A 26,840-nucleotide genomic window follows, 5' to 3' on the forward strand; every position below is an offset into this window, starting at 1 on the left:
ACACTAAGATCGCATCGTATGATTGTCAACAATCCGATCGTGTTCGGAGGTTTACCCGGCTGAGCGCGAGAGGGGCCGCTGTGGAACTCAGCTTTCCCGATATAGAAGGCCCCGTCGCACAGCGGGGTATCGGGGTTATCGCACCGTTCGACCTAGCGCTGGAACGAGAACTCTGGCGGTGGGCTCCGCTGGACGTCAGCCTGCACCTGGCCCGCACTCCCTATGAACCGGTCCCGGTGTCGCTGACAATGGCCGAACTGGTGTCCAATCCCGCGCACTTGACTGCGGCGACCCGCGACGTGCTGCACGTGGAGCCCGAGGTGGTTGCCTATCTGTGCACCTCGGGCAGTTTCATCAAGGGCCTGGCGTACGAGAGGTCATTGCGCGACACCATCTGCGCGGCCGGTGCGCGCGATGCCGTCACCACCTCCGGTGCGCTCGTGGAGGCGATTCGGCATCTGGATATCACCAGGGTTTCGGTGCTCACCCCCTACGACGAGATCCTCACGAACAAGCTGCGTGATTTCCTGGCCGAGGCGGGCTGCACCGTAATCCGTTCCGACCACCTCGGTTTGGGCGGCGGTATCTGGAAGGTCAATTACCGCACCATCGCCGAACGCATTGTCGGGGCCGATGACCCCGACGCCCAGGCAATTTTCGTCAGCTGCACCAATCTCCCGACCTATGACGTCATCGAACCGCTCGAAAAGGCGCTCGGTAAGCCCGTGCTCACCGCCAACCAGCTCACCATGTGGGCGTGCCTGGGTCGGATGAAGTTGCCGATGATGGGTCCGGGAAAGTGGCTACTCAACGTTTTCTGATCGGAAGTACAGCATGCAGGCACCCACCGTCGGTTTCATCTATCCCGATCACGCGGCCGAGGACGACTACCCGCTGGCCGCGGCGGTCCTCGGCGCGCGACTTCCGGTGGCGCACATCTACGGGACCGATCTGCACGCCATTCCCGAACTGCTCGATCTGGGCAGCCCGGACAAGCTGCGGCACGGTGCCGAACTGCTCGCGCCACACCGGCCGGATGCGGTGGTATGGGCCTGCACCTCGGGCAGTTTCGTCTACGGACCGCGGGGGGCACGCGACCAGGTACGGGCACTGTCGGAGGTCGCGGGCGTACCGGCGTCCAGCACCGGCCTGGCCTTCGTCGCGGCGGCGCAGGCGCTCGGCGTACGCCGGGTCGCCATCGCCGCCAGCTACCCCGACGAGGTGGCGCGGCTGTTCGTGGAGTTCCTGGCCGACGCCGGGATCGAGGTGGTCTCGCTGTCGAGCGCGGGGATCGACACCGCCGCCGAGGTGGGCACGCTGACCGCAGCGCAGGTGCGCGAATTGGCGGTGACCAACGATCATCCGCAGGCGCAGGCACTGCTGATTCCGGATACCGCCATGCACACCCTCGGCGTACTCCCGGAATTGGAGTCCGCCCTCGGCAAGCCGGTACTGACCGCCAACCAGGTCACTATCTGGGAAGGACTGCGCCTGGCCGGCCACACCGCGGCCAGCGCGACCCTCGGCACCCTCTTCTCGGAAAGGCACGTACATGTCGGTCGTTGAGTTCGAGCCGGTGAACCGGCAGTCGACCGCGGAAATGATCGCGGACCGACTACGGGAGGCGATCATGCGGGGCGCAGTCGCGCCCGGCGACCAACTCGGCGAGGCCGATCTCGCGGCGCGATTCGGGGTATCGCGCGGTCCGGTCCGGGAGGCGATGCAGCGATTGGTCTCCGAGGGGCTGCTGCACAGCATCCGCAATCGCGGCATCTTCGTCATCGACCTGGCCTTCGACGATGTGGTCGATATCTATCGGGCCCGGACCGCCATCGAGACCGGGGCCCTCGCGCTCATTCTCGACGGCCGCCGGGAAATCGCCTATGCCGCGCTCGGTCCCAGCGTCACCGATATGTGCGAGCGCGCCGAAAACGGCGATGCCGTCGGGGTTTCCGATGCCGACCAGGCGTTCCACGAGGCCCTGGTCGACAGCGCGGGCAGCCCGCGCCTGGTGCGCGCGGCTCGCACCCTGCTGATCGAAACCCGAATGTGCCTGGGGGCCTTGCAGACCACCTATCCGGACCTGCGCGAGCAGGCTCGCGAGCACGTCGAGCTGCGCGAAGCGATCGGGGCCGGACCGATTCTCCGGGCCCGCACCCTGCTGGCCGAGCATATGGACGATGCCGTGCAGCGGCTGACGAGAGGTAAGTCCGCGAACTGAGAGTCATCCAACCGACCGTCCGCTACGAATACCCGCTAATCCGTTGTATTCGACTAGCAGAGGAAGGACAAGGACAACGATGATTCCGCAGTTCATCAACCAGATTGTCGGTATGGTCTCGACCCTCATGACGACACTTCTGATCCCGTAGTACCAGCGCATCGAGTCCCCGGGGCGTCGGAGCCCCGGGGACTCCGCGCTTATTTCGCACCGGGTTCCGCGACCACCAGCCGACAGGCTCCGTCCTCACACGACCGGCGCAGCCGACCCCGCGAGATGGTCTGGAGCAATCCGATCGCCCAGCAGGTCGGGCAGCCACGCAGGGCGAGGAGGCCGACCGGTAGCAGCAGCAGACTCACGAACCCGACCACCGGCATGAGCGCGAACGAACCGAGCAGAGCGCCGAATCCGATTGCGCCGCGGGCCACATGGCGCGGGACCGAGGAACTGGCGAAGTCATTGCTCATTCTCGGCCTCCGGCCTCGGCTCCCGCAGACTCAGCTGTATCGCGGCCCGCGCCCGATGCAGTCGCGACTTCATCGCCGCCGCACTCAGTCCCAGTAGGTCCGCGACCATCCGTCCGCTGTAGCCCTGCACATCCCGCATGATCAGCACTCGCCGCTGCTCCTCCGGTAATGCCGCGATGGCCGCCGCCACCCGCTCGGCCTCCAGCCGATGCATCACCTGCTCCTCCGCCGAGGCGATCGTCGAGTCGGGAATCGCCTCCGCCCGTCGAGTCCGCAACCGCAGCTGCCGCAGACATTCATTGCGCACAATCCGAAACATCCACGACGCCAACGCCCCCGACGCCCGCAAGGTGCCGATCTTCCGATACAGAATGATCAGCGCCTCCTGCGCCGCATCCTCGGCATCCTCCGGCGACGCGCACAGCGAGTAGGCGAACCGCCGCACATGCGGATGCGAGCCGGACACCAGCATGACGGTCGACTCGAAATCCCCCTCCCGTGCCGCGGCAACGAGCCGCTCGTCGGGCCACCGCACCTCAACCACGGGATCGGCTCCACTTCCGCAATACCGTGACACTGCAGGCACCGACCAGCAGGACCCCGACAACAACCGCGGCAATGATCACCACAAACCTCCCGATCTCGTGCCGACCGTATTGCCGACACAAGTATGAGAGATGCGGGCCCGCGCAAAGGATTCACGGCGATCTCACGAGCGCGAATCGCGCGAACCCACTTCCTGAGGCATTCAGCCTTCGGCGGCCAACTGCCCGCAGGCGGCGGCGATTTCCTGGCCGCGGGTATCGCGGACGCCATGCGCAACGGATATACAGCTCCGCCGACCACGTTCACCACACGCTTGGGGAACGTGGTCCGCGGGCGTGGAGCAGCGTGAGGCCCAAACTATCGATGCAATCGCAATGAATCAGTCCCGCGGCCGATAATTACGGAAGAAGGCGCGGACGTCGTCGAGCAGCAGGTCCGGGGCCTCCATGGCGGCGAAATGCCCGCCGCGGTCGTATTCGGTCCAGGACACGATGTTGTTGGAGCGCTCGTCGTAGCCGCGGATCGCGACATCCTGAATGGTGAACTGCGCGACCGCCGTCGGGACCGTGGCGGGTTCGGGCAACCCCCAGCCGGCACCGGAATGCGCATCCTCGTAGTACGCCGCTGCCGACGATCCGGCGGTCTGGGTAAACCAGTAGATACTTGCCTGGGTGAGCAACATGTCCCGGCCGACCGCCTCGTGCGGGAGCTGGTCGAGATTGGTGAAATCGTTGTACTTGTCCACAATCCAAGCCAGCTGCCCGATCGGTGAATCGGTGAGTGCGTAGGCGAGTGTCTGCGGGCGAGTGGACTGGATGGCCAGATACCCTCCGGCCTCCTGCATGAATTCGTTCATCCGGGTAATCCGCGCCTGCTCGGTCTCGGTGAGTGCGGCGATCTCCTCGTCGGACAGCTGCGGATAGGACAGGCCGCCGTTGACATGCAGGCCGATCATATGTTCGGAATCGATCAGGCCGAGTTCCCGGCAGATACCAGCACCCACGTCACCGCCCTGGGCGCCATAGTAGTCATAGCCGAGTCGCGCCATCAGCTCGGCGAACGCCGCCGCGATACGCCGCGGTGACCAACCCGGTTCGGTTGTGGGTCCGGAAAATCCGAAGCCCGGGATGGAGGGCACCACGATATGGAAGGCGTCGGCCGGGTCGCCACCGTGACGCACCGGATCGGTCAGCGGGCCGACGAGGCCCGCGAACTCGACGACCGACCCGGGCCACCCGTGCACCAGCAGCAACGGCACCGCGCCCGGTTCGGGGGAACGGATGTGCAGGAAGTGCATGCTCTGACCGTCGATATCGGTGGTGTACTGCGGGAAGGCATTGAGCTTCGCCTCCTGCGCCCGCCAGTCGAAGCCGTCGCGCCAGTAGTCGGCCAACTCCCGCAGATAGGCCAGGGGTACGCCGCGGCTCCACCCGAGTTCCGGAATCTCCTGGGGCCAACGGGTTTTGCCCAATCGGTCGGCGAGATCGTCCAACGCGGTCTGCGGAATATCGATCAGGAGCGGTCGGATCGTTGCTGTTCGAGTCATACGGACGATCCTCCTTGTCCCACAACCTGATACCCAGAGGTCGAGTGTTCCCCGGTCAGGCAATCCTGGGTCTGGCAGTGCCAGGATCCGATCCTGACTAGGGTGGTCCGGTATGGACCGCTGGGCTGAATTGGGTGCGTTTCTGAAGTCGCGGCGGGCGGGCTTGTCGCCGGAAGACGTGGGAGTGCGCCCCGTTGGGAACCGGCGCCGGGTCTCCGGGCTACGTCGGGAAGAACTGGCACCGCTGGCCCGAATCGGGGTGGACTACTACACGCGGCTCGAGCAGGGGCGCGTCCAAGGAGTATCAGCCGAGGTGCTGGAGGCGGTGTTCGACGCGCTGCGGCTGAGCCCGGACGAACGTGAGTACGCCCGCAACCTCGCCGGTCCGGCGCGGACCATACCGCTGGGCCCACGCACGGTTCGTCCCGCGCTACAGCATCTCCTGGATTCGACACCGGACACGCCCGCCTACGTGATCGGGCCGCTGGCCGATGTCATTGCCTGGAACCAGCTCGCCTGCGCGATGTTCACCGATTTCGCTGCCATGGCGATCAAGGATCGGAACTGGTCTCATTTCCTATTCGTCGACGAGCACATGCAGGCGCTGTTCGACGATCCCATGATCGGCCGCCGAGAGAATGTGGCCTTCCTGCGGCTGCAACTGAGCAGACACCCCGGCGATCCCGACATCACCCGATTAGTGGAGCGAATGCTGGCCCGCAGCCCAATTTTCCGGGAGATCTGGGCGACCTATGATGTCGCCGACAAGGCGCACAACGACTTTCTGTTCCACCATCCAGTCGTCGGTGATCTAACGCTGGCGTTCCAGGCGGCGAGACTGCCGAACGACCCTGGGCAAATGCTCATCACCTACACCGCCGAACCCGATACCGCGTCCGCGGCCGCGCTGCATAAGCTCCGCCGCGGCGAGCCGCCCACCGACGCATACCGTTCCGCCTGACACCGCGCGCTGGACAGCAATCCGTGTCCTTCGTCGCGGATATGACTATCTGTCGACTCAGCCTTCGGCGGCGAGTTGCCCGCAGGCGGCGGCGATTTCCTGGCCGCGGGTATCGCGGACGGTGCAGGGGACGCCCTGTTCGTTGACGCGGCGAACGAACTCGCGCTCAACGGGTTTCGGGCTGGCATCCCATTTGCTGCCCGGGGTCGGGTTCAGCGGGATGACGTTGACGTGGACGCGGGAGCCGAGGGCCTTGTGCAGCTTCTTGCCGAGCAGGTCCGCGCGCCAGGGCTGGTCATTGATATCGCGGATCAACGCGTATTCGATGGAGACGCGGCGGCCGGACTTGTCGGCGTAATACCGTGCGGCGTCGAGGACTTCGGCGACCGACCAGCGGTTGTTCACCGGGACCAGGGTGTCGCGGAGTTCGTCGTCGGGGGTATGCAGGGAGACGGCGAGGGTGACCGAGAGATCCTCATCGGCCAGCTTGCGGATAGCGGGGGCCAGGCCGACCGTCGAGACGACGACATTGCGCTGGGAGATACCGAGGCCGTCGGGGGCCGGAGAGGTGATGCGGCGGACCGCGTTCACCACACGCTTGTAATTGGCGAGCGGTTCGCCCGTGCCCCCCGTTTTACAAACACGCTGACCAGCAGAAATCGCCAATAATGCGCCACACATCAGTCGAGACGCCGACGAACTTCCGCCGCGAAGCCTGAAACTCCTGAGCGGTCCAGTACGTCAAGAAGACCCTCAATGTGCTTGGGCGGCCGCTTGTGCTCGGCCACTTGCTTGCGCAACAGTCGGATCACATGCCCCGGGGCCAGGTCCAACACATCCAGAAGAAGCGCATCTGGATGCAGCAACTCCGGAAACCCCTCGCCGATAGGCCTGACCTTGAAGTCTTTCAGGTTGAAGGTTAGAAGCACATCCGCGTTGCCCTGTAACGCTGCCGCCAGGACGTGCCGGTCCTTAGGATGGTTTTCCATTCTGTCGACCAGCCCCTCATACCCCGTGACCATCGCGTCGGGAAAGAATCCCTCAAGGGTGCCGACCAGGCGAGCAACATTCGCCAACGCACACTCGTCACCACCGTGCCGCGCCGCGAGATTCCGTCTGAGCTCCTCGAGGATCTCGGCGGACCAAAGCGGCTGGATGAGATCGGCTTCTGCAAGGCGCAGAAAGCAATCTCGCAGATGAGCCGGGTACAAAACGCAGGTGTCAAGGAGGACTCGCTGCATCAGTCGTGCCGGCTCAGTGGTTCTGACGGAACATCGTCATAGAGTCCCAGATCTTCGGAAATCCTGGTCAACTCAGAGAGCCCAGCAGCCCGTTCGGCACGACGATACTCTCGAAAAGCCAATACGTCGGCGAGACGAACACGACGATGCCGACCAGGACGGGTAAACGGGATTTCCGCTGCATCCAGCAGCTTCACGAAGGTAGGCCTGCTCATTCCCAGCAGTTCGGCCGCTTCCTGGGTCGTCAGCGTCGTGTGCAAAGGCGCGACGGTCACCGCCTTCCCCTCCGCGAGGGCCACGGCCAACAGGCGAAGACCTTCGAAAACCTCGGCAGGCAATGCCACCACCTCGCCCTCGGCCGACCGCAAAATGGTCACTTCGACAGGCGAGGCCATCGAGTCGAGGAAGCGCCGCACCTCCGCGAGCTGGTCCGGGTGCTCAGGCAAGAGTGTGCGCTCATTCAACGTCTCGGTCACTGTGCCTCCTCCATAGACATCTATCATGCCCCACTTTCGAATAAATCGAAAGTGGGGCATCGCGGCCGCGCCGACCGGCGTCCGGACACCGCAGTGATCCGGACTTAGTCTGTGGCGATCTTCGACGCGCTGGCGGCGAACGTAGTTGCCAACGTCGAAATTGTTGCGGCCGTCGCTGATTCCACCCCGGAGTCCGACCCCGAACCGCCAGACAAGTTCTGGCATGAGCACACTCGAATCCTGCTCACCGAGGTCCGCCCCGATACCGACGCCGACCTGCTGGCGACGCTGCTGCTCAACACACTGTCAGGAAGCCCCGTGCTGCGCCTGATTCGAGACGGGCATGGAACCCGCTATATCGACAGCGTCCGCACACTTATCACCTCGGTGATAAGTGCAGGCGCAGCCTCAACTCATCCCTCGGCGGCGAGTTGACCGCAGGCAGCAGCGATTTCCTGGCCGCGGGTGTCGCGGACCGTACACGGCACACCCTGTTCGTTGACGCGCCGAACGAATTCGCGCTCAACAGGTTTCGGGGCGGCGTCCCACTTGCTGCCCGGGGTCGGTTCAACGGGATGACGTTCACGTGCACACGGGAGCCGAGAGCCTTGTGCAGCTTCTTGCCGAGCATGTCCGCGCGCCATGGTTGATCGTTGATGTCGCGGATCAGGGCGTATTCGATCGATACCCGGCGGCCGGACTTGTCGGCGTAATACCTTGCGGCATCGAGGACTTCAGCGACCGACCAGCGATTGTTCACCGGCACCAACGTGTCGCGGAGTTCATCGTCGGGGATGTGCAGCGAGACCGCGAGGGTGACCGAGAGATCCTCATCGGCCAGCTTGCGGATAGCGGGGGCCAAGCCCACGGTGGAGACGACGACATTGCGCTGGGAGATACCGAAACCGTCGGGGCGGGTGAGGTGATGCGGCGGACGGCGGCGACTACCCGCTTGTAGTTGGCGAGGGGTTCACCCATGCCCACCGTCTTACAAACGCCGCGACCAGCGGATATAGGAGAGTCCCGAGGTTCGGCGGTAGTCTGGGCAGAGAACAAGCAGAGGAGGAGCAATGACGGACGATGGGCGTGACCAGCGCAGATACAGCAAGCCCGTCGTAATGCCAGAGGACCTGCACCTACTCACCGGTCCTACCAGCGGCGTCGTCCACCTCCCGAAACACCTCGATTGGTCAGGCCACGCCGACTACGACCTGGACCGCCCCGGACGAATCGTCGACCTTTACCGCACCGTTATCAACGAAGCGGCCACACCGGACGACCTCCACACCTATCTCGACGGCTCGGTGCTCAGACGTCTCTGGTCCTACATGTGGCTTCCCCCTCAGACCAGGCGGGCCTGGGAGAATCGTTTCGCCGAACTCGCCCAACTCAGCCGACTGGCATCGGCGTAGGTCCGGATGGAACCGCGCCACCGCAGACTCGCCGAAATCGCGCTGGCCGTAGCGGGCGATCAGGGATTCGCTCTCGCCGGCGGCTACGCGCTGCGAGCCCACGGCATGGGCAACCGCCCCAAGTGGCGACCTAGATCTCTTCACCGACTGGCACCGACGGGCGGACTTCCCAGGGGCAGTAGACGCCGTCGTCGCGGAGCTGGAACTACACGGCTACGACGTCACAGCCGCCATGAGCAATGAGACCTTCGCGCGTCTGCTGGTCTTGTCCGCGGACGGAGGTCCAGACAAGTTGGAGATGTCGGCGGACTGGCGTGCACATCCTCCGGTACTCCTCGAAATCGGTCCGGTGCTGCATCCCGATGACGCTGTGGCGAACAAGATGTGCGCGCTCTTCGGACGTGCACTCCCACGAGACTTTCTCGACATCGATGCCGCATTCACCAGTGGCCGATACGGCCACGACAGATTGCTCGAACTCGCGAAGAACGCCGACGACGGCTTCGAACCGAGGATGTTCGCCGACGCGCTCGGAGCGCTCACCCAAATCACCGATGACGCATTTGCCGAATACGGTGTTCCGCCAGAGGACGTCGACGCCATGCGTAAGCGATTTGCAGATTGGCGAAGGGAACTTCTCGCCACCTCCTGACCCGCCGTGAGGCCGATAACATGGCAATCGGTAGGCCGCGAGACCTCACAGTTCGCCGCACTACAGGGCGCTGACTTGCGCATGCCCCAATTCTTTCTCCAAGCTGGCCGCCACGGTGCTGACCGGACCCATCGTTCGCCTGCGCCGGTTGCTCATCGGCGAGGCCGAGCGATTCCCCGAACTGGCCGCGGAACACTTCGCCTTCCTCGTCATGGGCGCCTCGCTGAACCGCGCCCTGTTCGAGGCGACGACGCCATACGCCCCGGAGGGCATCGAGAAACGCGCGCACGCAGGCATAGACACATTCCTCCGCGCCTACCGATAACGAAACAAGTCTCGTCCCGGTGCATTACCGCGCGTCCGCTTACGCGGCGGGAAGGGAATCCATGCCGACGATGGCATCTCCCGCCTTCCGGTGGGAGATGCCGTCCATTTGAGGCATCGCTGGGTTGGGCCTACTCGCCCGGCGCATCAAGGAACGGTTCGATGATCGGGAGCAGTAGGTCGGCGCGGTAGAGGATGTCGTAGTGCGTTGTGCCCGGGACGATTTCCAGTGTGGCTGCCGCGGTGTCGCTCGTCGCGTCGGCTGTTCCGCTGCCGAGCAGGTTGATCAGGTCGACGGCGTGCGGGCGTTCGACGATATCGGATTCGGCGATTACGACGAGCGTGGGTGCGGTGATCGCGGCGACTTCCGTTGTCCAGTCGAAGTCCCGGGTGAGCAGTTGCTTCGTCTTGGCGGCGAAAACGGGCCAGTCTCCGGGTCGTGGCGCGGTCCGGGTGTAGGCCTCGTGCATCGGTGTTCCGATCATGGCGGTGGGGTCGATGCTCGCCATTCCGGTCCGACCCTCGGCAGTCCACCCGTCGAACCGGTAGGCAGCGGAGTTGATGACCAGCTTATTCACCACGTCCGGATTTCGGCTGCCGAGTTGGAGCGCGACACCGCCGCCCAGCGAGTACCCGAGGACGTCGACCTTTTCCAGTTCCAGGTGGTCGATCAGACCGGCGACGTCATCGGCCATCTGCTCGAAGCTCAGTGGGCGATCGATGTCGGCGGTGTGGCCGTGTGCCTGTAGGTCGACCGTGATGACCTTTCTGTTCTTGGTCAGTTCGGGTAGGAGCGCACTGAAGGAGGTCTCGGCATTGCCGAGCCCGCCGTGGAGCAGGACCAGAGGTTGGCCGGTGCCGTGGATTTCGTAGTAGAGCTGGAGACCGTTGACCGCGGCATAGCGGCCTTTGCCGTCCCCGCTGACCGTATCGGTGATGGATTCTTGACTCGCGGTGGCAGTGTCCGCAGTGTCGTCGTCGTCGGTGGCGCATCCGGTGATGAGCATCGCGGACAGAGCGACTGCGGTGATGACGTGCAACGGCTTGTTGATCTTCATCGGTCCTCTTCTGATCGGCTCGAAAGCCTGCTGTCAGGCTCTTACCAACGCATCGAATGGGCCCCGGCAGGATCGACACCGCCATAAAAGACATTGGAGTGTCCTGCGTCACATCGCTGTGGCGACCGTTGGAGCCCATGTGACGCAGGACACGCCGATAGTGTTGCGGGGGGTGTCGATCTGGCGGGGACCCGTTCGATGCGTAGGTAAGGGCCGGAGGCGGTCCGCACCGAAACCGAGAAGTAAGGACACCGCAATGCGATTCATGATGACCCTAACGATGGACCCGGCCACCGCGCCGACGGGCGGCCCCAGCCCTCAGATGATGGAGGACATGGGCAAGCTGATCGAGGAGATGGCCAAGGCCGGCGTGCTGTTGGATACCGGTGGCCTGCAGGACATTACCGAGGGCACCCGGATTGAGCTGTCGGGTGGTAAGCAGACAGTGATCGACGGGCCCTTCATCGAGGCGAAAGAGGTGGTCGGCGGATACGCCATCATCCAGGCGAAGTCGAAAGAAGAGGCGCTCGAATGGGCCTCTCGATTCCTGGCCACCCACGGCGAGGAGTGGGACATAACCTCGGAGATCCGTCAGATTCAAGAGCCCCCGGCCTGACCGGTCAAGGCCCAGAGGCGGTAGCGGAGCGTAACCACGCAGGGCCTCCGGGCAGGCCCAATCAACACAGCTGAGCCCCACGTGACCCTCGCCGGGCGGGCGCATTGTGCCCGCCCGGCAGCGGCAGTAAGGATCGCATCGTGACCGACGAGCCCACCCGACGTGCCATCGACGCGGTATGGCGGATCGAGTCGCCGAGACTCATCGCCGGGCTCACCCGCATGGTCCGCGATATCGGAACCGCCGAAGAACTCGCGCAGGACGCTTTGGTCGCCGCAATGGAACAGTGGCCGGACGCGGGTGTGCCGCGTAATCCGGGCGCGTGGCTGATGCTCACAGCGAAACGTCGCGCGATCGACCTGCTGCGCCGCAATGAGACCTACGCACGCAAGCTGCAGATCGTCGGCCACGAACTGGAAACCGAGCAGCGCATCCAGGACACCGTGCCCGGCGGGGTCGACCCGGCCCGTGCCATCGAAGACGACCTGCTGCGAATGGTTTTCACCGCTTGCCACCCGGCACTGTCCCGCGAGGCTCGCGTCGCCATCACCCTCCGGCTACTCGGCGGACTCACAACCGACGAGATCGCTCGCGCGTTCCTGGTCCCGGAGTCCACCGTGGCCCAACGCATAGTTCGTGCCAAACGCACCATCGCCACGAAACAGATCCCCTACGAAGTCCCACACGGAGCGGAGCTCGCCGAGCGGTTGACCTCGGTGCTCGAGGTCGTTTATCTGATCTTCAACGAAGGTTATGCCGCCACCAGCGGAGCGGATTGGATGCGGCTGGACCTGTGCGAGGACGCGTTACGGCTCGGTCGAGTAATTGCGGGCCTGATGCCGGACGAACCCGAGGTGCACGGCCTGGTCGCGCTGCTGGAATTGCAGGCGTCCCGGTCGCGCGCGCGCACCGGATCGGCCAACACCCCCATCATGCTCCTCGACCAGGATCGGTCCCGGTGGGATCAACTGCTCATTCATCGCGGCCTGGCCGCTCTGGCCCGATCCGGTGCATTGAGCCGGGCCCGCGGCGTTGCCGCGGGCCCCTACGCGCTGCAGGCAGGGATCGCGGCCACCCACGCTATGGCCCGCACACCGGAGAAGACCGATTGGATACGCATCGCAGGACTGTATGCGGTCCTCGCCAACCGGGCCCCGTCCCCAGTGGTCGAACTCAATCGGGCGGTTGCCGTCGCCATGGCCTACGGGCCGGCCGCCGGCCTGGAACTGGCCGACACGCTCGCCGCCAGCGGAGCGCTGAACGGCTACCACCTGCTGCCCAGCGTCCGCGGGCACCTGCTCGCCGAACTCGGCCGCAACGCCGAGGCTCGCACCGAGCTCGAACAGGCTGCCGCACTCACCGGCAACGGCGCGGAACGGGCACTACTCCTCGAACGCGCCACGGCAGTCGACCCGAACAGTTGACGCGCGCGGCTCGAAGATGGAAGAGTCCCGCGGCTGGTTCACGAAACGCTATTCCTCGGCCGCGAGCTGGCCACACGCCGCGGCGACGTAATCCGTTGCACCGCAGCAAGAACCCGCCGGAAGTTGGCTAATGGTTCACCCATGCCCCCCGTTTTACAAACCCCGCGACCTGCATAAATGCGCATCTTGGTCGATGAGGGATCGGGGCCCGACAGTGGCCAGTCGACCGTTGTCGTGCTCAACCGAAGCGAAGAACTGATATCCGGCTGCCATCAGCGACTGCACCAAACCTTCGGCTTGGGTGTCATCAGCAACCGCGGCTGCGATGTCGATGTCTTGAGTGAATCGGGGATTCGACCGGGCAGACACGGCGAACCCGCCAACTACTGCCCATCGACATCCACGATTGTCGAGATCAGAAGCAGCCCTTCGGAGAGCAGCCTCGAGCGGGTTCACGCGAACCTGGCCGAAGGACGGCCTCGCCCTTCGCCGAGTGGTTCATACGGTCGCGACAGCAACCAACGGTCAATGGCAGTGTCGATGAACGACTCGTCCGTCTCGGGATACGCGCGGCGAAACCGTGCACGCTGCATTCCCAAGCCGAACTCGAACATGTCGATTGCGAGCCGGAGACGTTCCGCAGGCGAGTCTTCGTCCATGGCAAGCAGCCTACCGTTTAGCCTCGATCCACGGATGTGGTCTTGGTTGGTCAGACGGTGGCCGAGCGTGGGGGTGCGTAACCGATCGTGGTGTCCGACAACATGAGCCACGCTTCGGACCAGGGCCAGTGCCGCGGTAGGTGGAGGATAGGTCGGCGTTGGGGGCAGGCCAGGCGTGCGGGAACGTTGACGAGTTTGCGGCGCAGGGTGGCCGCGCGGGCTTTGCCGTGCGGGCCGCCGGCGAGGATCGCGGTGGCGCGCAACAGGTTGAGTGGAGTCATCGCTGCTGTCCTCCTGGGCACGAACGTGCTTCACGAACTGGCTTGATGTCCAGATCTTCTTGTCCGCCAATAGCTCCCGCAATACCGGCAGCTGAGCGGCACGGTAGTCGGGAACGACGACGTGGGCTGCGGTCGGCGGCTTCGCGGCGATCATGAAGGGGTCGACCTGGTCTTTGACGTCGACCTCCAACTTCCGGCCAGCAACGTGAACCAGCAAATCGATTGCGTCGAGACCCGCCCACATGCCGACCTGCACGTCCTCGATCTTCTGAAGGTCCCGTTCGAGTGCCAGTTCGGAGATGCCCGGTACCGTGATGTGGCGCCAGACCGACAGTTCCAGGCAAACGGATCCTTCTGTCACGATAGCGTCGGGGCTGCGGTGTGATTCTGTGAACGACGACAGGAGTGGCTGTCCCTCAGGACTCGTCGGGTCCGCGAGCCGGAACCGCGCATCGTGATGACGGAAGTCGCAGCTCACCATTGGGGGACGGACTCTCATCGGCCAGCGACAGACTGGACAACGGCCACCAATATCCGGAGCCGCCGCCCGGCCAGACGCGCTCCGGTCCGATCGGGCCGTACTTGGCGACGTTTCGAGCACCCACCTTGTTCCTGAGTTCGATTAACTTCCGGCCGTCTCCGGCGGGGTACTCGATGAGGAACCGGCGCGTTGCCTCGTAGGCGCGCTGGTCAGCGCTCGCGACGAGACCGCTGTAGACCGCCCTCTCGACTTGCTCTTGTCGCTGCCAAGTCCAACTCGGCAGCCAATTCTGTGATGGGTCGGCGCTATTCGGGAAGAGTCCCTCGGCGTACTCGCACGCGATGTCGACAGCGGCGTCACTCAGGCTTGCCGTCTGCGTCGAGCAGCACCACGTCGCTGACGGGACTACTCGGCCCCACAAGCGCCGAAAGCGGTTGGTACAGCTTCTCGATCAACATCGCCAGGGTGAACGACGTGTCCGCCGGACCGAACACCTTCATTACGACTCCCGTCATTCGGGAGATTTCTGGCCATGCCTCCGTACGGTTCTCGCGCTGAGATCATGCCACTGCGGCGCGAAGGGCGCAGAGGTAACCAGACGAACCGTCTGGTGATCAGACTGGAATTCGTGCATGCGCTGGACGATAGCGATACCCACTGACAGGTTCCCGTGATCCAGCGGTGCGCACCGCGCCCGCAGCACCTATTGCCAAGCGGGGACACTCCAGAGCGCTATCCCTTCATCGAGTAGCAATGCACTGCGACGACTCGTCTGCGTTAGCAGACCTGGCTACGTATCGGCGAACAGCGTCTTCTCAAGTCGCGCTACTGAATCCACGTGTATTCGCATTGCTGGGTCCATTACCCAGCAATGCTGGGTATACCGCTGAAACCCCAATGATTCCCAGGTCCGCTCTACCTTCGCCAACTCTTCCGCGAAGCGCGGATGCTCGGCCAGACCAGTACGATCGTCCCACTCCTTGAACAGCTCGATCGGGAAAGGATGCGTCGCCACGACACCAGCGGACTCAGCGAAGATCCGAAGAATACGACTAATGAGCAGACGACCGACTCCGCCACGACCTCGCCACGTCTCCGCCATGTAGACCCGGTCGATCAGGACGGCTGCGGAGTGCATGCCTTCGATGATCTCAGCGAGGTCAGGATGGAAGTGATTGTCGCCGCCGAACAGAGGTGCGAAATGTGAGTAGTCCTGGGACATGCCATCAAGGAGGTCATCGATGCGGCTCTCGACGATGTACGGATCGACCAGCAGACCGTGCATCGTCAGCACCGTCCATTGCTTCTCGCGATCGCCACGTTCGTCAGTGTGGACTACCGAGAGGCCAAGCGGAGCGTCATCAGCTGGGCTCTTGTCGTCGGAACTGACGGTGTACGTGGCAGTCCCAGTCCAGCGCATCAGCCCTGGGTCGTTGTAATGGCCGACCACGGGTGCGGAGATGTTGACGTTCACCGCGAAGGATGCCCAATCGATCTGACCTTGTGGCGTCATGGCGCAATCCTATTGATCTGCAAACAAACTGGCACGTGTAAATGCGGGAAGACGATGCCGAAAGAATGCCGCCGATGCTGGCCGGATCATCCGGTCTCGTCCAGCTACGGCAAATCGCGGAGCGTCGAACGGCCACAGGCGCTTGTGGCTATATCTCAGTGACCTGGTCGAGCAAATCAGCCCTCCGCGGCGAGTTGTCCGCAAGCCGCGGCGATCTCCTGACCACGGGTGTCGCGGACCGTGCAGGGCACGCCCTGTTCGTTCACGCGGCCGACGAATTCGCGTTCGACCGGCTTGGGAGCGGCGTCCCATTTGCTGCCGGGGGTGGGGTTGAGCGGTATGACGTTGACGTGCACTCGGGAACCCAATGCCTTGTGCAGTTTCTTGCCGAGCATGTCCGCACGCCAGGGCTGGTCGTTAACATCCCGGATGAGGGCGTACTCGATGGAGACGCGGCGGCCCGACTTGTCGGCGTAATACCTTGCGGCGTCCAGAACTTCGGCGACCGGCCAGCGATTGTTGACCGGCACCAATGTGTCTCGCAGCTCGTCGTCCGGAGTGTGCAGGGAGACAGCCAAAGTCACCGAGAGGTCTTCGTCCGCGAGCTTACGAATAGCCGGGGCCAGGCCGACAGTCGAGACGACGACGTTGCGCTGGGAGATGCCGAAACCATCCGGTGAAGGCGACGTAATGCGCCGGACAGCTGACACTACTCGACGATAGTTCGCCAGCGGCTCGCCGATCACGACCGTCTTACAAGTCGATGACCTGCGCATATTCAGAAGGAGTCAAACACTATACAGATGCCAGATAGTATCGCTTGCGATAGTATCTCATCCAGTAGTATCCATCGAGCTTTGGAGGCGCGCCTTGGTCGACTTCATCGGACGGCAACATGAGCTGGACACACTTGCGGCCGCACTGGCCGGGGTACGGACGGAAATCAGAACGGCAAGGCCGGGACGTTGCCTGATCCTGCGCGGACGACGCAGGATCGGGAAGTCCGCCTTGGTGGAGGAGTTCGTGGACCGGAACCAGGTACCCAACGTCTTTCACACCAGTGAGATCGGCTTCGGCACGGATCCACTCACCGAGTTCGTCGATGCCGTGCGCAGTTCGTCGCTTCCTGACGCCGAAATCTTCTCCGATGCCCTCCCCGGCAACTGGACCGCAGCGCTGCGCCAGCTCTCCGGCATTTTGCCCGACGATCAGCCGAGTGTAGTCGTGCTCGACGAAGTGCCGTACCTCATGGATCCAGCCGGCGCATTCGAAAGCGTTCTGCAACGAGCGTGGGACCGCGAACTCTCACGTAAGCCGGTACTCCTGATCCTCATCGGTTCCGATCTCGCCATGATGCAAGCTCTCACCTCATATGGACGGCCCTTCCATCAACGCGGCACCGAAATGCGTCTGGGACCACTCAATCCAGCCGACGTAGCGACGATGACCGGTCTGGAACCAGCGGCTGCCTTCGACGCGGCACTGGTGACGGGAGGGCTACCCGTCATCGCAGCACGCTGGCCAGCAGGTGAAGATGTCCGGGCATTTCTTGCCCGAGAACTGGCCGACCCGGTGAGCCCCTTGGTCGTTTCCGCGCAACTGTCGCTGGCCGCCGAATTTCCGGACCAAACCCAAGCCCGGCAGGTGTTGGCGGCAATCGGCAGCGGTGAGCGCACCTTCACCAATATCGCCAGAGCAGCCGGCGGCATCGCGCACTCGACACTGACACGGGCTACCGAACTGCTGACCACCAAGGGCATCGTCGCGGCTGAGTTGCCGATCAGCCTCACACCATCCAAGGAACGCCGCTACCGGATCACCGACCCATATCTGCGCTTCTGGCTGACCTTCCTCGGTCCCCATCTCACCGAATTGGACCGTATGCGCCCCGACCTCACCCTCGAACGAATTCACCGCGGATGGACGAGTTGGCGAGGCCGTGCCGTGGAACCACTGGTCCGAGAATCACTTGCGCGTCTACTCCCCGCGCACGGCATCCCGGCATGCCCCGCGATCGGCGGCTACTGGACCCGTAGCAATGACGTGGAAATCGACATCGTCGGCGCGGACCGCGAACCTGTCGCGCACGAACTGGCATTCCTCGGATCCATCAAGTGGCTCGAAAACTCACCCTTCGACAACCACGACCTGACCGCCCTCCAGCGCCACCGCCACCGCATCACCGACGAACCGATTCCACTCGTCGCCGTCACCCGTTCCGGAGTCACTACCGAGCACCTCGACGCCGCATTCACCCCGGCGGATCTCCTCGAAGCGTGGCGGCTTCGGCGGTGACCAATCGAGTTGATTCGGAGAAAACGTCACGGGTGTCAAGCTGGAAAAAATCTTCGAACCGTTCGAAGTTCCGCCACCACGTCGACGGCCGACAGCCACGCGAAAGTAGCTCGGTGGCAGGCAGCACGCCGGACGAAGGCCTGCATTCTGCTCGGACGGAAGTCAGCCCTCGGCGGCGAGTTGGCCGCAGGCGGCGGCGATTTCTTGGCCTCGGGTGTCGCGGACGGTGCAGGGGACGCCCTGTTCGTTGACGCGGCGGACGAAGAAGATCCGGCACGAGTAGAAGATCACCGGCAGGCTCAACAGCAGACCGCCCACCTCGATAACCGCGGTCACGTGCGACTCGGGGCCCTGCTGCTGGCCGTTGGAGTAACCGGTCACGGCACCCGCCTCCTCATTGGAACCTGCAGTCGATTGCATTCCGTTGTGCGCGTTTGTTATTGAGAACCGAGGGCACCAACTTGCAGCGAACGCCGAACGCCAGCTCTTCACCGACCAGCATTCGCGCCGCGACCGCAACCCGGAAGAGAAGCCGGCCCCGATTTCGCGGGCCACAATCCCCTATCAACCGGTGGACCGGACGCCAGACCCGGCATCCAGCGAGCGCCTATTCGCACCTCAGTCAGCACCCTGGAGAACACCGTAGCTCGGCAGCATTGATGGCCTCTCGGGTGTCGGCCAGTTCGACAGGCGGGAGGTCAATCGGATGGTGGGCAAACGCGTTGTCCTCGAGCCTCGTCACGCTCAGCCCTGCCGTGTCGCAGAGCCCACTGAGCCAGTCCTGCGTTTGCAACAGCAGAGCCGACGACTCGGTTCCCTTATCGATCAGTTGGTGCCGGTCGAAGCATTCGGACAGGCTGCGGAATGCATCCGCTCGCTCCGGCGCCGAATGCCGTTCCGCCTCGAGAGCTGTCATGTCCACCTGGTCATCCAAGTTTGTCCAAGTCCAGCCCGGCCAACGCTCGGCAATCTCTTGCATGGCGCTGGAGCTTCCCCCGATCGCCCACAGCGAGCCGGCTTTCCGCACGGGGTCGAGCTGAACCCCGTTCCACAGCATGGCGGGAATGCGGTTCGCCACCTTCCGACCGGCGATGGCCTCGATCAGCGCGGGGCCCTGTTCCAACAGGTTTTCGAGATCGACCGGGGGCGTATACAGGCATCTGGGACGTCGAGCACGACCATGCACCGCGGCCATCGACCGTCGCAGTAGTCGATCAAGTCCCGCTCCCTGAATCCCGCCCATTGAATGCACCAGTCCGGCCAGGTGATCCACATGGTCTCGAATACAGCGAATCTCAGCGCGTCGTCGGCGCACGTCGCCGAAAACCAAAGCAGTGTCTTGTTGTCAACGTCGATCACCGCTGCCGCTTCCAGGTCGAACACCCAACCATCAACTCGGTTCTGTGCAGTGGCGAAACGTAGCGCCGACCGCGGCCCCGGCAGGAGATCCAGGTGCAGCGACTCGGCACCCCAGTGGGTGTAGTACTTCTGCTGCTGCCCCTCTTCGATAGCGATTATCTCGGCACGTGACCCCATGCCAGCCACCATAGCGACCAACTATGATGCGAGGCAGGCGAATTTATCCTTCGGCGGCGAGTTGCCCGCAGGCGGCGGCGATTTCCTGGCCGCGGGTGTCGCGCACAGTGCACGGCACACCCTGGTCGTTGACGCTTCAGCCACCGGCCAGCGATTATTAACCGGCACCAGCGTATCCCGCAGCTCATCATCCGGAGTATGCAGCGACACAGCCAAAGTCACCGACAAACCGTTGTGCGCCAGCTTCCGGATCGCCGGTGCCAGACCCACCGTCGACACCACCACATTCCGCTGCGAAATCCCGAACCCCCCGAACATTCGCTGGCGATGAAAGTGCGGGCAGCCAGAGCGGTACGCGACGCTGCCGACATTCGGATCCTGCTCGATCATCTCGACTTGCGCGGAGTCGATCAGGTGGTCTCGTTGGTATCCAACTATTTTCCGGATGAACCACTGTCGGACCGCTCGCGCATGATGCTCGAGGACATCATCGCCGAACGCGCCTCATCACCTAGGCGGGAAGCGTCCCCCAATGGTTCTGGTCGTTCGCACATCAGTTGCCGGCGGATAATCCGTCGGCCGCGGCGCGCAGGTCACTCAGAAGCAGCGGCAACACAGCTTCTTCGTGCAAGTCCTTACCGAAAGCTGCCCTGGCCTCCACCAAATTGACTCCCGATTCCACACCAATCCCGAAATATGTTGCGTAGGTGGCAGTGTCGAATCGCCATGGACTTGCGTGGCGCGCGGCCGACTGGACCGCGGACACGATCATGAACCCTGTCGGATCGATATCAGCGCGGACTCGAACCTCGGTGCGCGACTCGTCGATTCCGGCTATCAGGTCGAGTGCCGCGAGGGCCGGGACACCATCGGTGCAGACCAAGGGCGGACACCGCGGGCCGAGTTCGTCCGCGGCCGCCTCCACGATCGTCGGGTTCTCGCAGACGAAGAGCCGGGCCGGGACCGGGTCGAACCGCCACGATCCGAGGAGGTCTCGCAACGTTAGCCAGGTCGGCACCCCACGTCGGTGGCCCGCAGTGAAATCCAGTGGCACGTTGAGTGTGAGCACGCGGGAGGAGACGGTATCGCACCGTATGCCCGCCGATGCCCAGGCCGCCCGCCACTCCCTGCCCGGCCTGTTCGGGCGCGGCAGACCGGTGCTGGCCGCGATCAGTCGGGCAACGGTTCGCCCAAGATCGGTGGAGTAGTCGAGTCCGTGCGCGCCCCCGGTTGCCTCGGCCGCGAGTTGGGCGAGACGCAATCCTGGTCCATCCCACGGCAGCCGCGGCCACACAAGAGCTATCTGCCGGGCTATTTCCGCCGCCGCGCCAGACCCCAAGCGGGGCGCCCTGGGGCTGGCCAACCACCCGTCCCCCACGTGCTCGGCAATCCCCACGGCGCACAGGATTCGTAGGGAACTCCGCCGCTCCTCTTCTGCTGCGATATGTTCGACCGCCTGCGCTTCCCGGCGAACTGTCAGCTTCCGTCCGTCGAAGAGCTCGACGAATTGCCGTACGGTCAAACCGTGCTCGGCAAGGGCGCGGCCGAGCGCACGTAAAGTCACCGCCTTGTTGCTGACTTCCCAACCGGTGCCGAGCAATCGGGCTACCTGGGTGCGCTGTTCGGGCGTCAAACTCACGCTCAGCGAACCGCTTTCCAGTCCCCCGCCACGCGACACACGTCTACGAATGGCATCGAGAACCGCGGCGGGCCCCGATGTGCCCGCCCACGCGCGCAGCCCGTCCGGCAGGGTCGGTTCATCCATCGGAGAACCCGAACAACCCCTCGCTCAGTTCGGCCCGCGACTCGACAACGCCGAGTCTATCGACATCGATGCTGGTCAGCCTGCCGCCGCACCACAGGTAGGGCAGCACATCCACGCCTGGCAGGTGCCGTTCTCGAGCGAGGTCGTACACCGCGACCGCGGGAACGGTGTCGTAGTTGCACCATTCGTCGTGCGCGGTGAGCATGATGTCGAGTTCGAAGTCGACCGTGAGGCCCATGAACGAAGCCTTCACCTGGGCGTCGACCCCGGTCATCGCCTCGTCGAGCCACACCCAGCGCGGGGCGTGCGCTGCTGCCGCGTCATAGGCGACCACGGCGGCGGCGAACAACGGCTGCGACAGCAGCACAACCTTCTCACCGCCGGACTTCGCACCGTGCTTGGCCGCGTCGAACAGCGTGAATTTGCTCGTTGCCCCGGCCCGATATTGCAAGGTGATTTTGAGCCAGCCGCGATAGTCCAGCGCACGGGTGAGCTGCTGCTTCCAGTCAGCCGCGCCTTCGGCGGTGGCCTCGGCGCGGGCTTGGTCGATCTTGCGGGCCAGGAACTGACGCACCATTTCCTGCCGATCACTCGACAGTTCGTGGTAACCCTTGCCCAGCGCCCCCACCACCGATGCCGCGTCGGGGTCGGCGGGATCAGCACCCCACTCCACCTTCACCGCATGGCCCTGCCTGGTCGGATGAGCCGCGAGATGGTTATTGATGTTGGCGAAGGTGCGGGTGGTGTAGTCGAGTCGTTCCTTCAGATGTTCGATGAAGGTCGATCCGAGCAGTGTGGCCAAAACCCGCTGCTGTTCCTCGTCGTAGCCGTCGCGCTGCTGGCTGACTCGCTCCGCCAACGTGTCGGCCGCGGCGGGTGGCAACTGGAATCCAAGGGTGGCGTCGGTGTGGATCTCCACCCTGGGCAAGGTGTCCTCGTCGTCGAGCACCCGTGCGTCCTGCTGCGGCAGTAGGGATTGGCGCAATTCTTCCAGTTTTTGCAGGCAAAGCCGCCACGCCCGTTCGGCATCGGCCTGCTCGGCTTTGACATTGACCTCCCGGCGGATCGCCGTCGCGAGTTCACGTGCCGACTGCACGTTCTGACGTTGCGGTGGATCGAGCGAGAGCGGGTGAGTGAGTCCGCTGTCGACCGCCTCCCAGAGTGCGGTCATCGCGGCGTCGCGCTGGCGCTCCGCATCAGCGCGACTCGCTTCGTGATTGTTCAGGGTCTGCTCTGCGACCGCGCACGCGGTTCGGGCGTTGCCCCGCTGATCGGTGAGCCGATCCAGCTCGGATTCCAGTGTCTCGATGCGCTTTTCGATCGTTTCCTTGCGCGCGATCTGCTGCTGTTGATCCTCGCCCAACGCTGACCGCGCGGTATCGAGCTGCACCTGAACTCGCCGTTGATCGGTCTCCAGATCGACGAGATCGACTTCGGCCTGTTGGCGGGCCTTTTCGCGATCCTGGTGGACACCTACCGCAGTGTCGAGCGCTTCCTCGGCCATGACGAGTTTGTCGAGCGCGCTGCCGAACCGCTCGAGATAGGTACGGAAATCCGTCAGCGCTCGCTGCTGTGCATCGAGGTCGGTCAAGGCGAATCGGTGGGTGCTCGCATACTCGGCGAAATGAGCGCGGGCCTCGTCACGGCGGGTGAGATCGGCACCGTGTGCGCGCTCGGCGACGTCGAGTTCGGCCGTCCGTGCAAGCAGGGCGCGGCCGCGATCGGCCCACCGAACTACAGCCGCGGCCAGCTCGCGCTCGCCTGTCGTCGGCAATGCCTTTTCCTCGGTCACCAAGCGCGACAACGCGGCTCGCGCGATGCCGAGTTGCCGGTCGATATCAGCGACGTGGCTTTCGACCTCGACTTGTTCTGCTTCCAATGTCGCGATCAAGCGTACGCGGGCAGCCTCGCGCGCCGCAGTACCGAGATAAGCCGCCGGTCCGGCTGCCTCCGCGCGTCCTGCCAGTCCCCCGACTCGCCAACTTCCGTCCGCGGCAAGCCAATCTCGATCGTCGAGATCGTCAGCGAAACCGCCTTCGCGCCAGCCGAACTGCCCGAGGATACGCGCGGCGGTCTCGACGCTGACACCACCAGCCTCCACCGGCTCCAGGATGGCCAGCAGAGTGTGCGCACCGCGCTCATCACCACGGGAGTGACTCACCGCCAGATCAGCAACTCCGAAATCGACTGAGCCATCCGGTGATACCCATGCATCGAGCAAACCCGACCCAGCCAGTGCGGCTTCCACCGTGGCGAGCGCGGCGTCGTCGACGCCTGCCATCGGATTCACCAGACGCCACAGCGGAGCACCCGCGCGCTCGGACAACTCCGGTCGAGTCCGTCGCCGCCACAGCGTGGGCGACGGTGGCGCACCGTCGGTCTCGGCACGAACAGTCGCCAAGCGCTCAGCGATCTCGGCCAGGCGCGCCGACAGCGGCTGCCGCTGCAGCCTCAAGCTCTCTGCCTGCCGGGTCCAACCCTCCCGGCGCTGGGTCACATGTGCTCGCATCGCGTCGACCACCGACGCGTGCTCAGGCACCGAACCGGTGTCATCGATCTCGGTCATGCCCGCGATCAGGTCGCACCACGAGCCGACGAGCGAGATGTCACCGGTGGACATCTCGGCGTTGGCCGCCCACCCGCGGACCTGATCTTCGAGCAACTGCGCCGCCACCTGAACGGTCGCCAACGCTTGGTCCTGGCCCGCTCGCGCCGTGTCGACGGACTCGGCGGCGAGTTCGACCTTCTGTCCGGAACGTTCCGCCGCCTTGGCTTCCTTCGAATACGTGGCATCGAGGGTTCGCAGATGCTCGAAACGCTCAGTGCGCGACTGGAGTTCACCGGCCAGGGCATCGACATCACGGTCGGGCAAATACCGGGCGACGGCGATGGCGAGGCCGGCAGGTTCGCTTGCCTCGGTGATCGCCTCAGCTGTGGTACGAACCGCACCGCCCGCCCGCTCGGAGTTCGCTTGCGCCTGCGCGACCGTGGTAGCCGCCTTCGACTCGGAAGCACGCTCTCGATCAACATGTTTCGCCGCATGAATAACCTGTGCTTTCACACCGCTCAACGCCTGACCCAGGCTGTCGATCCGCCCCGCCGCCGCGACAGCATCCTGGTAGGAATGCGATTCCAGCAACTCTCGCAGTGCGGTATTGCTGTCGCTGTAGTCGCGCTTGGTCGTGCCCAGTTCCGTCTCGGATCGCGCCAACAGCTCCCCGGCATCGGCCAGTTGCTGCTCAGCGGCCTTCTTGGCAGCAGTCGTCTTATCCAAACTGGTGGTCGCACTGGCCATTTCATCAGACCGCCGACGCATCACCACCCGAGCCCACGGCTGCCAACCAAGTCGGACGAACTGCGCGATGGCCCGTGCGGCATCCTCGGTGCGCTGCATCGCCAATCGTAACTGCTCGAGATGTTCCCAACCGTCCGCGAGCTGATCCACCTCATGTGTAGCCAAGGGCGGCAACGCATCTCGCAGTGTCATGGCCAAACTGGCGGGATTGAGCCGCTCCCCCAGTTTGGGCTTGCGCAGTTGTTTGAGCAATTCGGTGAGGTTGTCGTAGGACTCGGGCGAAAGCCCGAACAGTTCATCGGCGAGCCGAGCACGGTAGGCGGCAGCGCTGGTGGGTACAACGACACCTTCGATCTTCTTGAGGTCTTTGTGCTCCACCGCCCGACCCGCGTCCAGTAAGCGAAAGTCTTGGCCGAGGCGACGTTTGGTCACGAAATGCCAGGTGGTGACGTTGGCCGAGCCGGTTCCCGCACGCGCGGACGCACCGAGTCCGCAGGTGAAGTACTCCGCCGATCCGTCCAGAGTCATGCGCCCGAATTCCACCCAGGCATAACCGAGTCCAGCGTCGGCCGGGGCACGCGGATCGTCGCCGTCGCCGGTGGGCAGGAGGTTGAATCGCATGGTGCGGTGTTGAGAGCCGAAGGGGTCGAGCACCGAGGGCGCTATCTCGCCACGCAACAGCAGCAATGTCGTCAATTCCAACACTTTGGTCTTGCCCGCGCCGTTGCCACCGCGCAGCACCAATCTGCCGTCCGCAAACCAGAATTCGGCGTCGTCGTACTCCCACAGGTTGGCGATTCCCACCCGCAGCGGTTGCCACCGGGACCGGCCCGGAGTCGGCAACCCGCCGTCAAGTGCCGCACGCAGCCACTCGGGACCGAACTGGCCCACCCCGGTGTCGGGCTGGTCCATAGTTTCGGTCATGGGGCAGGCTCCTCGATGCGTACGGTCACCGCGATGACCTCAGGATCACGATAACGTGCGGCGATGGGGGTCAGCTGCCACAGTCCAGGGTGCAGACCCGGTCGCAGCAGGTCGAGAGCGCGGAGTAGTTCCAGCGCTCGGTCACGGCGTAGCGTTTCGGTGGCGATCTCGGCGGTGACCGACTTGGGATGCCGGTGCGCGACCTCGGAGACGGCGGCAACCAGATCGGACTCGGTGACCACGCCCATCTCGTCACGGCAACGATACAACTCGTCGAGTATCAGCAAACTCGCGAAGTCGACCGCGCGCATGCGGGGGAATGCCAAGTCGGTGTGGGCTTCCTCGGCCGCGATCAGCGCCAGCCCCTCGGCGCGCTGCTCGATCGTCCAGCCTGTCATCTCGGTGCACCATGAGACGATGCGCGATCGCTGCCTGATCAGGTAGGCCCGCTCGGGTTCGGTCAAGTCGCTATACAGGCATACCGGCAACTCGATGAGTCGGCGCATCACGGTGAACCGTTCCGCGTCGTCACCGAATGTCGGACCACGTTGGCCAAGCGCGGCCGCGAGCGAGGCCGGATCGACCATGCGTAGCAACATCTCTCGCTGCACCGCATAGGTTGCGCCGACTTTGTCCGAGCGGCGCGCCCAGTTGTCCTGCTGGTCGCCACCGGCTGCCCCGAGAGGCGCCAACGCGCCCGTCGAAGCCAGCAAACGCACCGACTCGGCGAATATCTTTCGCTCCGCGTACCTATCTGGTTCGTAGGCAGAAACACCGGTGTCCTCGCGTGCGGAGAGCACCCGCACCCGGTCGGACAAGTCCTGTGTGGTGGTGACATCCTCGGCATCCTCAGCCGCTGCGGCGGCCAGCAACGCGAGGACCAACATTCGCCGGGGCGGGGTGGTCACCCGCCGTGGTGCGATCACGGTGTCGCCGAGGGGCAGCCGAAACAGCCGGGCCGCCGTATCGGTGATCACCAATCGGTACCCGAGACGGGTGCGGAACCAGCTGACCAGTTCGGGCCGATGTCGAGGATCGCGTACCAAACCGAATAGTTCCCGGTCACGACGACGGTCCACCACCGGACTCGCCAGCAACCCGACGAAGGCGCGGCGTCGGTCTTCTTCGTCTCTGTTCGTACTCACAC

General features: G+C 64.2%; 27 protein-coding genes and 6 pseudogenes. 11 read left to right on the plus strand and 22 right to left on the minus strand.

Annotated elements, in window-relative coordinates; all coding sequences use genetic code 11:
* Positions 1-80 precede the first annotated feature (80 nt).
* Genes NU1_RS22980 through NU1_RS22990 form a run of 3 tightly spaced genes read left to right on the plus strand, consistent with a single transcriptional unit; the run spans position 81 to position 2,221 of the window.
* Positions 81-821, plus strand: a complete 741-nt coding sequence (locus NU1_RS22980) for a maleate cis-trans isomerase family protein (protein ID WP_067523989.1) — start codon at positions 81-83, stop codon at positions 819-821.
* Positions 822-834: 13 nt separating this feature from the next.
* On the plus strand, positions 835-1,566 hold the full coding sequence (locus NU1_RS22985; RefSeq protein WP_067523991.1) for a maleate cis-trans isomerase family protein: 732 nt from the start codon (positions 835-837) through the stop codon (positions 1,564-1,566).
* Positions 1,553-2,221, plus strand: a complete 669-nt coding sequence (locus NU1_RS22990; protein ID WP_067523992.1) for a GntR family transcriptional regulator — start codon at positions 1,553-1,555, stop codon at positions 2,219-2,221. Before NU1_RS22985 ends, NU1_RS22990 begins: the two co-directional genes overlap by 14 nt.
* 200 nt (positions 2,222-2,421) lie before the next feature.
* On the opposite strand, the gene NU1_RS22995 is transcribed toward NU1_RS22990, so the two are convergent.
* The 3 genes from NU1_RS22995 to NU1_RS23005 all read right to left on the minus strand — a co-directional run bounded on the left by NU1_RS22995 (position 2,422) and on the right by NU1_RS23005 (position 4,780).
* Positions 2,422-2,688, minus strand: a complete 267-nt coding sequence (locus tag NU1_RS22995) for a hypothetical protein (protein WP_067523994.1) — start codon at positions 2,686-2,688, stop codon at positions 2,422-2,424.
* Complete coding sequence (locus NU1_RS23000) at positions 2,678-3,232, minus strand: RNA polymerase sigma factor (RefSeq protein ID WP_067523996.1); 555 nt, start codon at positions 3,230-3,232, stop codon at positions 2,678-2,680. Before NU1_RS23000 ends, NU1_RS22995 begins: the two co-directional genes overlap by 11 nt.
* Before the next feature lie 381 nt (positions 3,233-3,613).
* A complete protein-coding gene (locus NU1_RS23005) occupies positions 3,614-4,780 on the minus strand; it encodes an epoxide hydrolase family protein (protein ID WP_067523998.1) in 1,167 nt (388 codons plus the stop codon).
* A 112-nt stretch (positions 4,781-4,892) separates the two neighbouring features.
* Here NU1_RS23005 and NU1_RS23010 point away from each other — a divergent pair, with 112 nt between their 5' ends.
* On the plus strand, positions 4,893-5,741 hold the full coding sequence (locus NU1_RS23010) for a helix-turn-helix transcriptional regulator (protein ID WP_067524000.1): 849 nt from the start codon (positions 4,893-4,895) through the stop codon (positions 5,739-5,741).
* 57 nt (positions 5,742-5,798) lie between these two features.
* On the opposite strand, the pseudogene NU1_RS23015 reads toward NU1_RS23010, so the two are convergent.
* The 3 genes and pseudogenes from NU1_RS23015 to NU1_RS23025 all read right to left on the minus strand — a co-directional run.
* Positions 5,799-6,368 (minus strand): annotated as a pseudogene (locus tag NU1_RS23015) (radical SAM protein); the annotation flags it as partial.
* Between the two features lie 53 nt (positions 6,369-6,421).
* The gene (locus NU1_RS23020; RefSeq protein WP_067524001.1) at positions 6,422-6,982 is read right to left on the minus strand and encodes a PIN domain-containing protein; all 561 of its coding nucleotides are present in this window, start codon (positions 6,980-6,982) and stop codon (positions 6,422-6,424) included.
* Positions 6,982-7,458: an excisionase family DNA-binding protein gene (locus NU1_RS23025; protein ID WP_245720260.1), complete on the minus strand. Its 477-nt coding sequence runs from the start codon at positions 7,456-7,458 to the stop codon at positions 6,982-6,984. Before NU1_RS23025 ends, NU1_RS23020 begins: the two co-directional genes overlap by 1 nt.
* Positions 7,459-7,569: 111 nt before the next feature.
* On the opposite strand from NU1_RS23025, the gene NU1_RS23030 reads away from it, so the two are divergent.
* Complete coding sequence (locus NU1_RS23030; RefSeq protein WP_067524005.1) at positions 7,570-7,893, plus strand: hypothetical protein; 324 nt, start codon at positions 7,570-7,572, stop codon at positions 7,891-7,893.
* Here NU1_RS23030 and NU1_RS40570 read toward each other — a convergent pair.
* A pseudogene (locus tag NU1_RS40570) lies at positions 7,872-8,442 on the minus strand (radical SAM protein); the annotation flags it as partial. The gene NU1_RS23030 and the pseudogene NU1_RS40570 sit on opposite strands and share 22 nt — an antisense overlap.
* Positions 8,443-8,528: 86 nt before the next feature.
* Between NU1_RS40570 and NU1_RS23040 the strand changes: the two are divergent.
* From NU1_RS23040 to NU1_RS23050, 3 genes are all read left to right on the plus strand, one after another.
* Positions 8,529-8,870 carry a hypothetical protein gene (locus NU1_RS23040; RefSeq protein ID WP_212761802.1) on the plus strand — a complete coding sequence of 114 codons (342 nt, stop codon included), beginning with the start codon at positions 8,529-8,531 and terminating at the stop codon, positions 8,868-8,870.
* A 58-nt stretch (positions 8,871-8,928) separates the two neighbouring features.
* Positions 8,929-9,522, plus strand: a complete 594-nt coding sequence (locus NU1_RS40575; protein WP_218027852.1) for a nucleotidyl transferase AbiEii/AbiGii toxin family protein — start codon at positions 8,929-8,931, stop codon at positions 9,520-9,522.
* 115 nt (positions 9,523-9,637) lie between these two features.
* The gene (locus tag NU1_RS23050; RefSeq protein WP_067524011.1) at positions 9,638-9,847 is read left to right on the plus strand and encodes a TetR/AcrR family transcriptional regulator C-terminal domain-containing protein; all 210 of its coding nucleotides are present in this window, start codon (positions 9,638-9,640) and stop codon (positions 9,845-9,847) included.
* A gap of 130 nt (positions 9,848-9,977) precedes the next feature.
* Here NU1_RS23050 and NU1_RS23055 read toward each other — a convergent pair whose 3' ends face one another.
* Positions 9,978-10,904: an alpha/beta fold hydrolase gene (locus tag NU1_RS23055; protein ID WP_212761801.1), complete on the minus strand. Its 927-nt coding sequence runs from the start codon at positions 10,902-10,904 to the stop codon at positions 9,978-9,980.
* A gap of 256 nt (positions 10,905-11,160) precedes the next feature.
* Between NU1_RS23055 and NU1_RS23060 the strand changes: the two genes are divergently transcribed.
* Both NU1_RS23060 and NU1_RS23065 read left to right on the plus strand, forming a co-directional pair.
* Entirely contained in the window at positions 11,161-11,520 is a 360-nt protein-coding gene (locus tag NU1_RS23060; protein ID WP_067524013.1) for a YciI family protein, read from the plus strand.
* A 140-nt stretch (positions 11,521-11,660) separates the two neighbouring features.
* The gene (locus NU1_RS23065; protein WP_067524015.1) at positions 11,661-12,944 is read left to right on the plus strand and encodes an RNA polymerase sigma factor; all 1,284 of its coding nucleotides are present in this window, start codon (positions 11,661-11,663) and stop codon (positions 12,942-12,944) included.
* 452 nt (positions 12,945-13,396) lie between these two features.
* On the opposite strand, the gene NU1_RS40580 is transcribed toward NU1_RS23065, so the two are convergent.
* From NU1_RS40580 to NU1_RS23085, 7 genes and pseudogenes are all read right to left on the minus strand, one after another.
* Positions 13,397-13,603: a hypothetical protein gene (locus NU1_RS40580; protein ID WP_084521725.1), complete on the minus strand. Its 207-nt coding sequence runs from the start codon at positions 13,601-13,603 to the stop codon at positions 13,397-13,399.
* A gap of 50 nt (positions 13,604-13,653) precedes the next feature.
* Positions 13,654-13,872 (minus strand): annotated as a pseudogene (locus NU1_RS42320) (IS1380 family transposase); the annotation flags it as partial.
* A gap of 37 nt (positions 13,873-13,909) precedes the next feature.
* Positions 13,910-14,383 (minus strand): annotated as a pseudogene (locus NU1_RS43840) (restriction endonuclease-related protein); the annotation flags it as partial.
* On the minus strand, positions 14,301-14,489 hold the full coding sequence (locus NU1_RS43395) for a hypothetical protein (protein WP_157552860.1): 189 nt from the start codon (positions 14,487-14,489) through the stop codon (positions 14,301-14,303). The pseudogene NU1_RS43840 and the gene NU1_RS43395, both read right to left, overlap by 83 nt.
* Before the next feature lie 232 nt (positions 14,490-14,721).
* Positions 14,722-14,865 carry a hypothetical protein gene (locus NU1_RS41690; protein ID WP_157552863.1) on the minus strand — a complete coding sequence of 48 codons (144 nt, stop codon included), beginning with the start codon at positions 14,863-14,865 and terminating at the stop codon, positions 14,722-14,724.
* 290 nt (positions 14,866-15,155) lie between these two features.
* Positions 15,156-15,878 (minus strand): hypothetical protein, encoded by a 723-nt coding sequence (locus NU1_RS23080; RefSeq protein ID WP_157552866.1) that lies wholly within the window; start codon positions 15,876-15,878, stop codon positions 15,156-15,158.
* A gap of 176 nt (positions 15,879-16,054) precedes the next feature.
* Positions 16,055-16,621: pseudogene (locus tag NU1_RS23085) on the minus strand (radical SAM protein); the annotation flags it as partial.
* Positions 16,622-16,748: 127 nt separating this feature from the next.
* Here NU1_RS23085 and NU1_RS23090 point away from each other — a divergent pair.
* Positions 16,749-18,173 (plus strand): ATP-binding protein, encoded by a 1,425-nt coding sequence (locus NU1_RS23090; RefSeq protein ID WP_067524023.1) that lies wholly within the window; start codon positions 16,749-16,751, stop codon positions 18,171-18,173.
* Positions 18,174-18,335: 162 nt separating this feature from the next.
* Here the strand turns inward: NU1_RS23090 and NU1_RS23095 are convergent, their stop codons facing one another.
* The 7 genes and pseudogenes from NU1_RS23095 to NU1_RS23125 form a co-directional block, all read right to left on the minus strand.
* Positions 18,336-18,554, minus strand: a complete 219-nt coding sequence (locus NU1_RS23095; RefSeq protein ID WP_067524024.1) for a hypothetical protein — start codon at positions 18,552-18,554, stop codon at positions 18,336-18,338.
* A gap of 241 nt (positions 18,555-18,795) precedes the next feature.
* The gene (locus NU1_RS23100) at positions 18,796-19,296 is read right to left on the minus strand and encodes a hypothetical protein (RefSeq protein ID WP_067524026.1); all 501 of its coding nucleotides are present in this window, start codon (positions 19,294-19,296) and stop codon (positions 18,796-18,798) included.
* Positions 19,275-19,721, minus strand: a complete 447-nt coding sequence (locus NU1_RS23105) for a hypothetical protein (RefSeq protein ID WP_084521727.1) — start codon at positions 19,719-19,721, stop codon at positions 19,275-19,277. Before NU1_RS23105 ends, NU1_RS23100 begins: the two co-directional genes overlap by 22 nt.
* Before the next feature lie 31 nt (positions 19,722-19,752).
* Positions 19,753-20,018, minus strand: a pseudogene (locus NU1_RS23110) (hypothetical protein); the annotation flags it as partial.
* A 244-nt stretch (positions 20,019-20,262) separates the two neighbouring features.
* Positions 20,263-21,474 carry a DUF2399 domain-containing protein gene (locus NU1_RS23115; RefSeq protein ID WP_084521728.1) on the minus strand — a complete coding sequence of 404 codons (1,212 nt, stop codon included), beginning with the start codon at positions 21,472-21,474 and terminating at the stop codon, positions 20,263-20,265.
* Complete coding sequence (locus NU1_RS23120) at positions 21,467-25,693, minus strand: TIGR02680 family protein (RefSeq protein ID WP_067524031.1); 4,227 nt, start codon at positions 25,691-25,693, stop codon at positions 21,467-21,469. The genes NU1_RS23115 and NU1_RS23120 overlap by 8 nt, the downstream gene beginning before the upstream one ends.
* Positions 25,690-26,838 carry a DUF2398 family protein gene (locus NU1_RS23125; RefSeq protein WP_067524033.1) on the minus strand — a complete coding sequence of 383 codons (1,149 nt, stop codon included), beginning with the start codon at positions 26,836-26,838 and terminating at the stop codon, positions 25,690-25,692. The genes NU1_RS23120 and NU1_RS23125 overlap by 4 nt, the downstream gene beginning before the upstream one ends.
* Positions 26,839-26,840: the final 2 nt, after the last annotated feature.

Origin of the sequence: Nocardia uniformis NBRC 13702 (assembly GCF_001613345.1) — a bacterium.
Lineage (GTDB): Bacteria > Actinomycetota > Actinomycetes > Mycobacteriales > Mycobacteriaceae > Nocardia > Nocardia uniformis.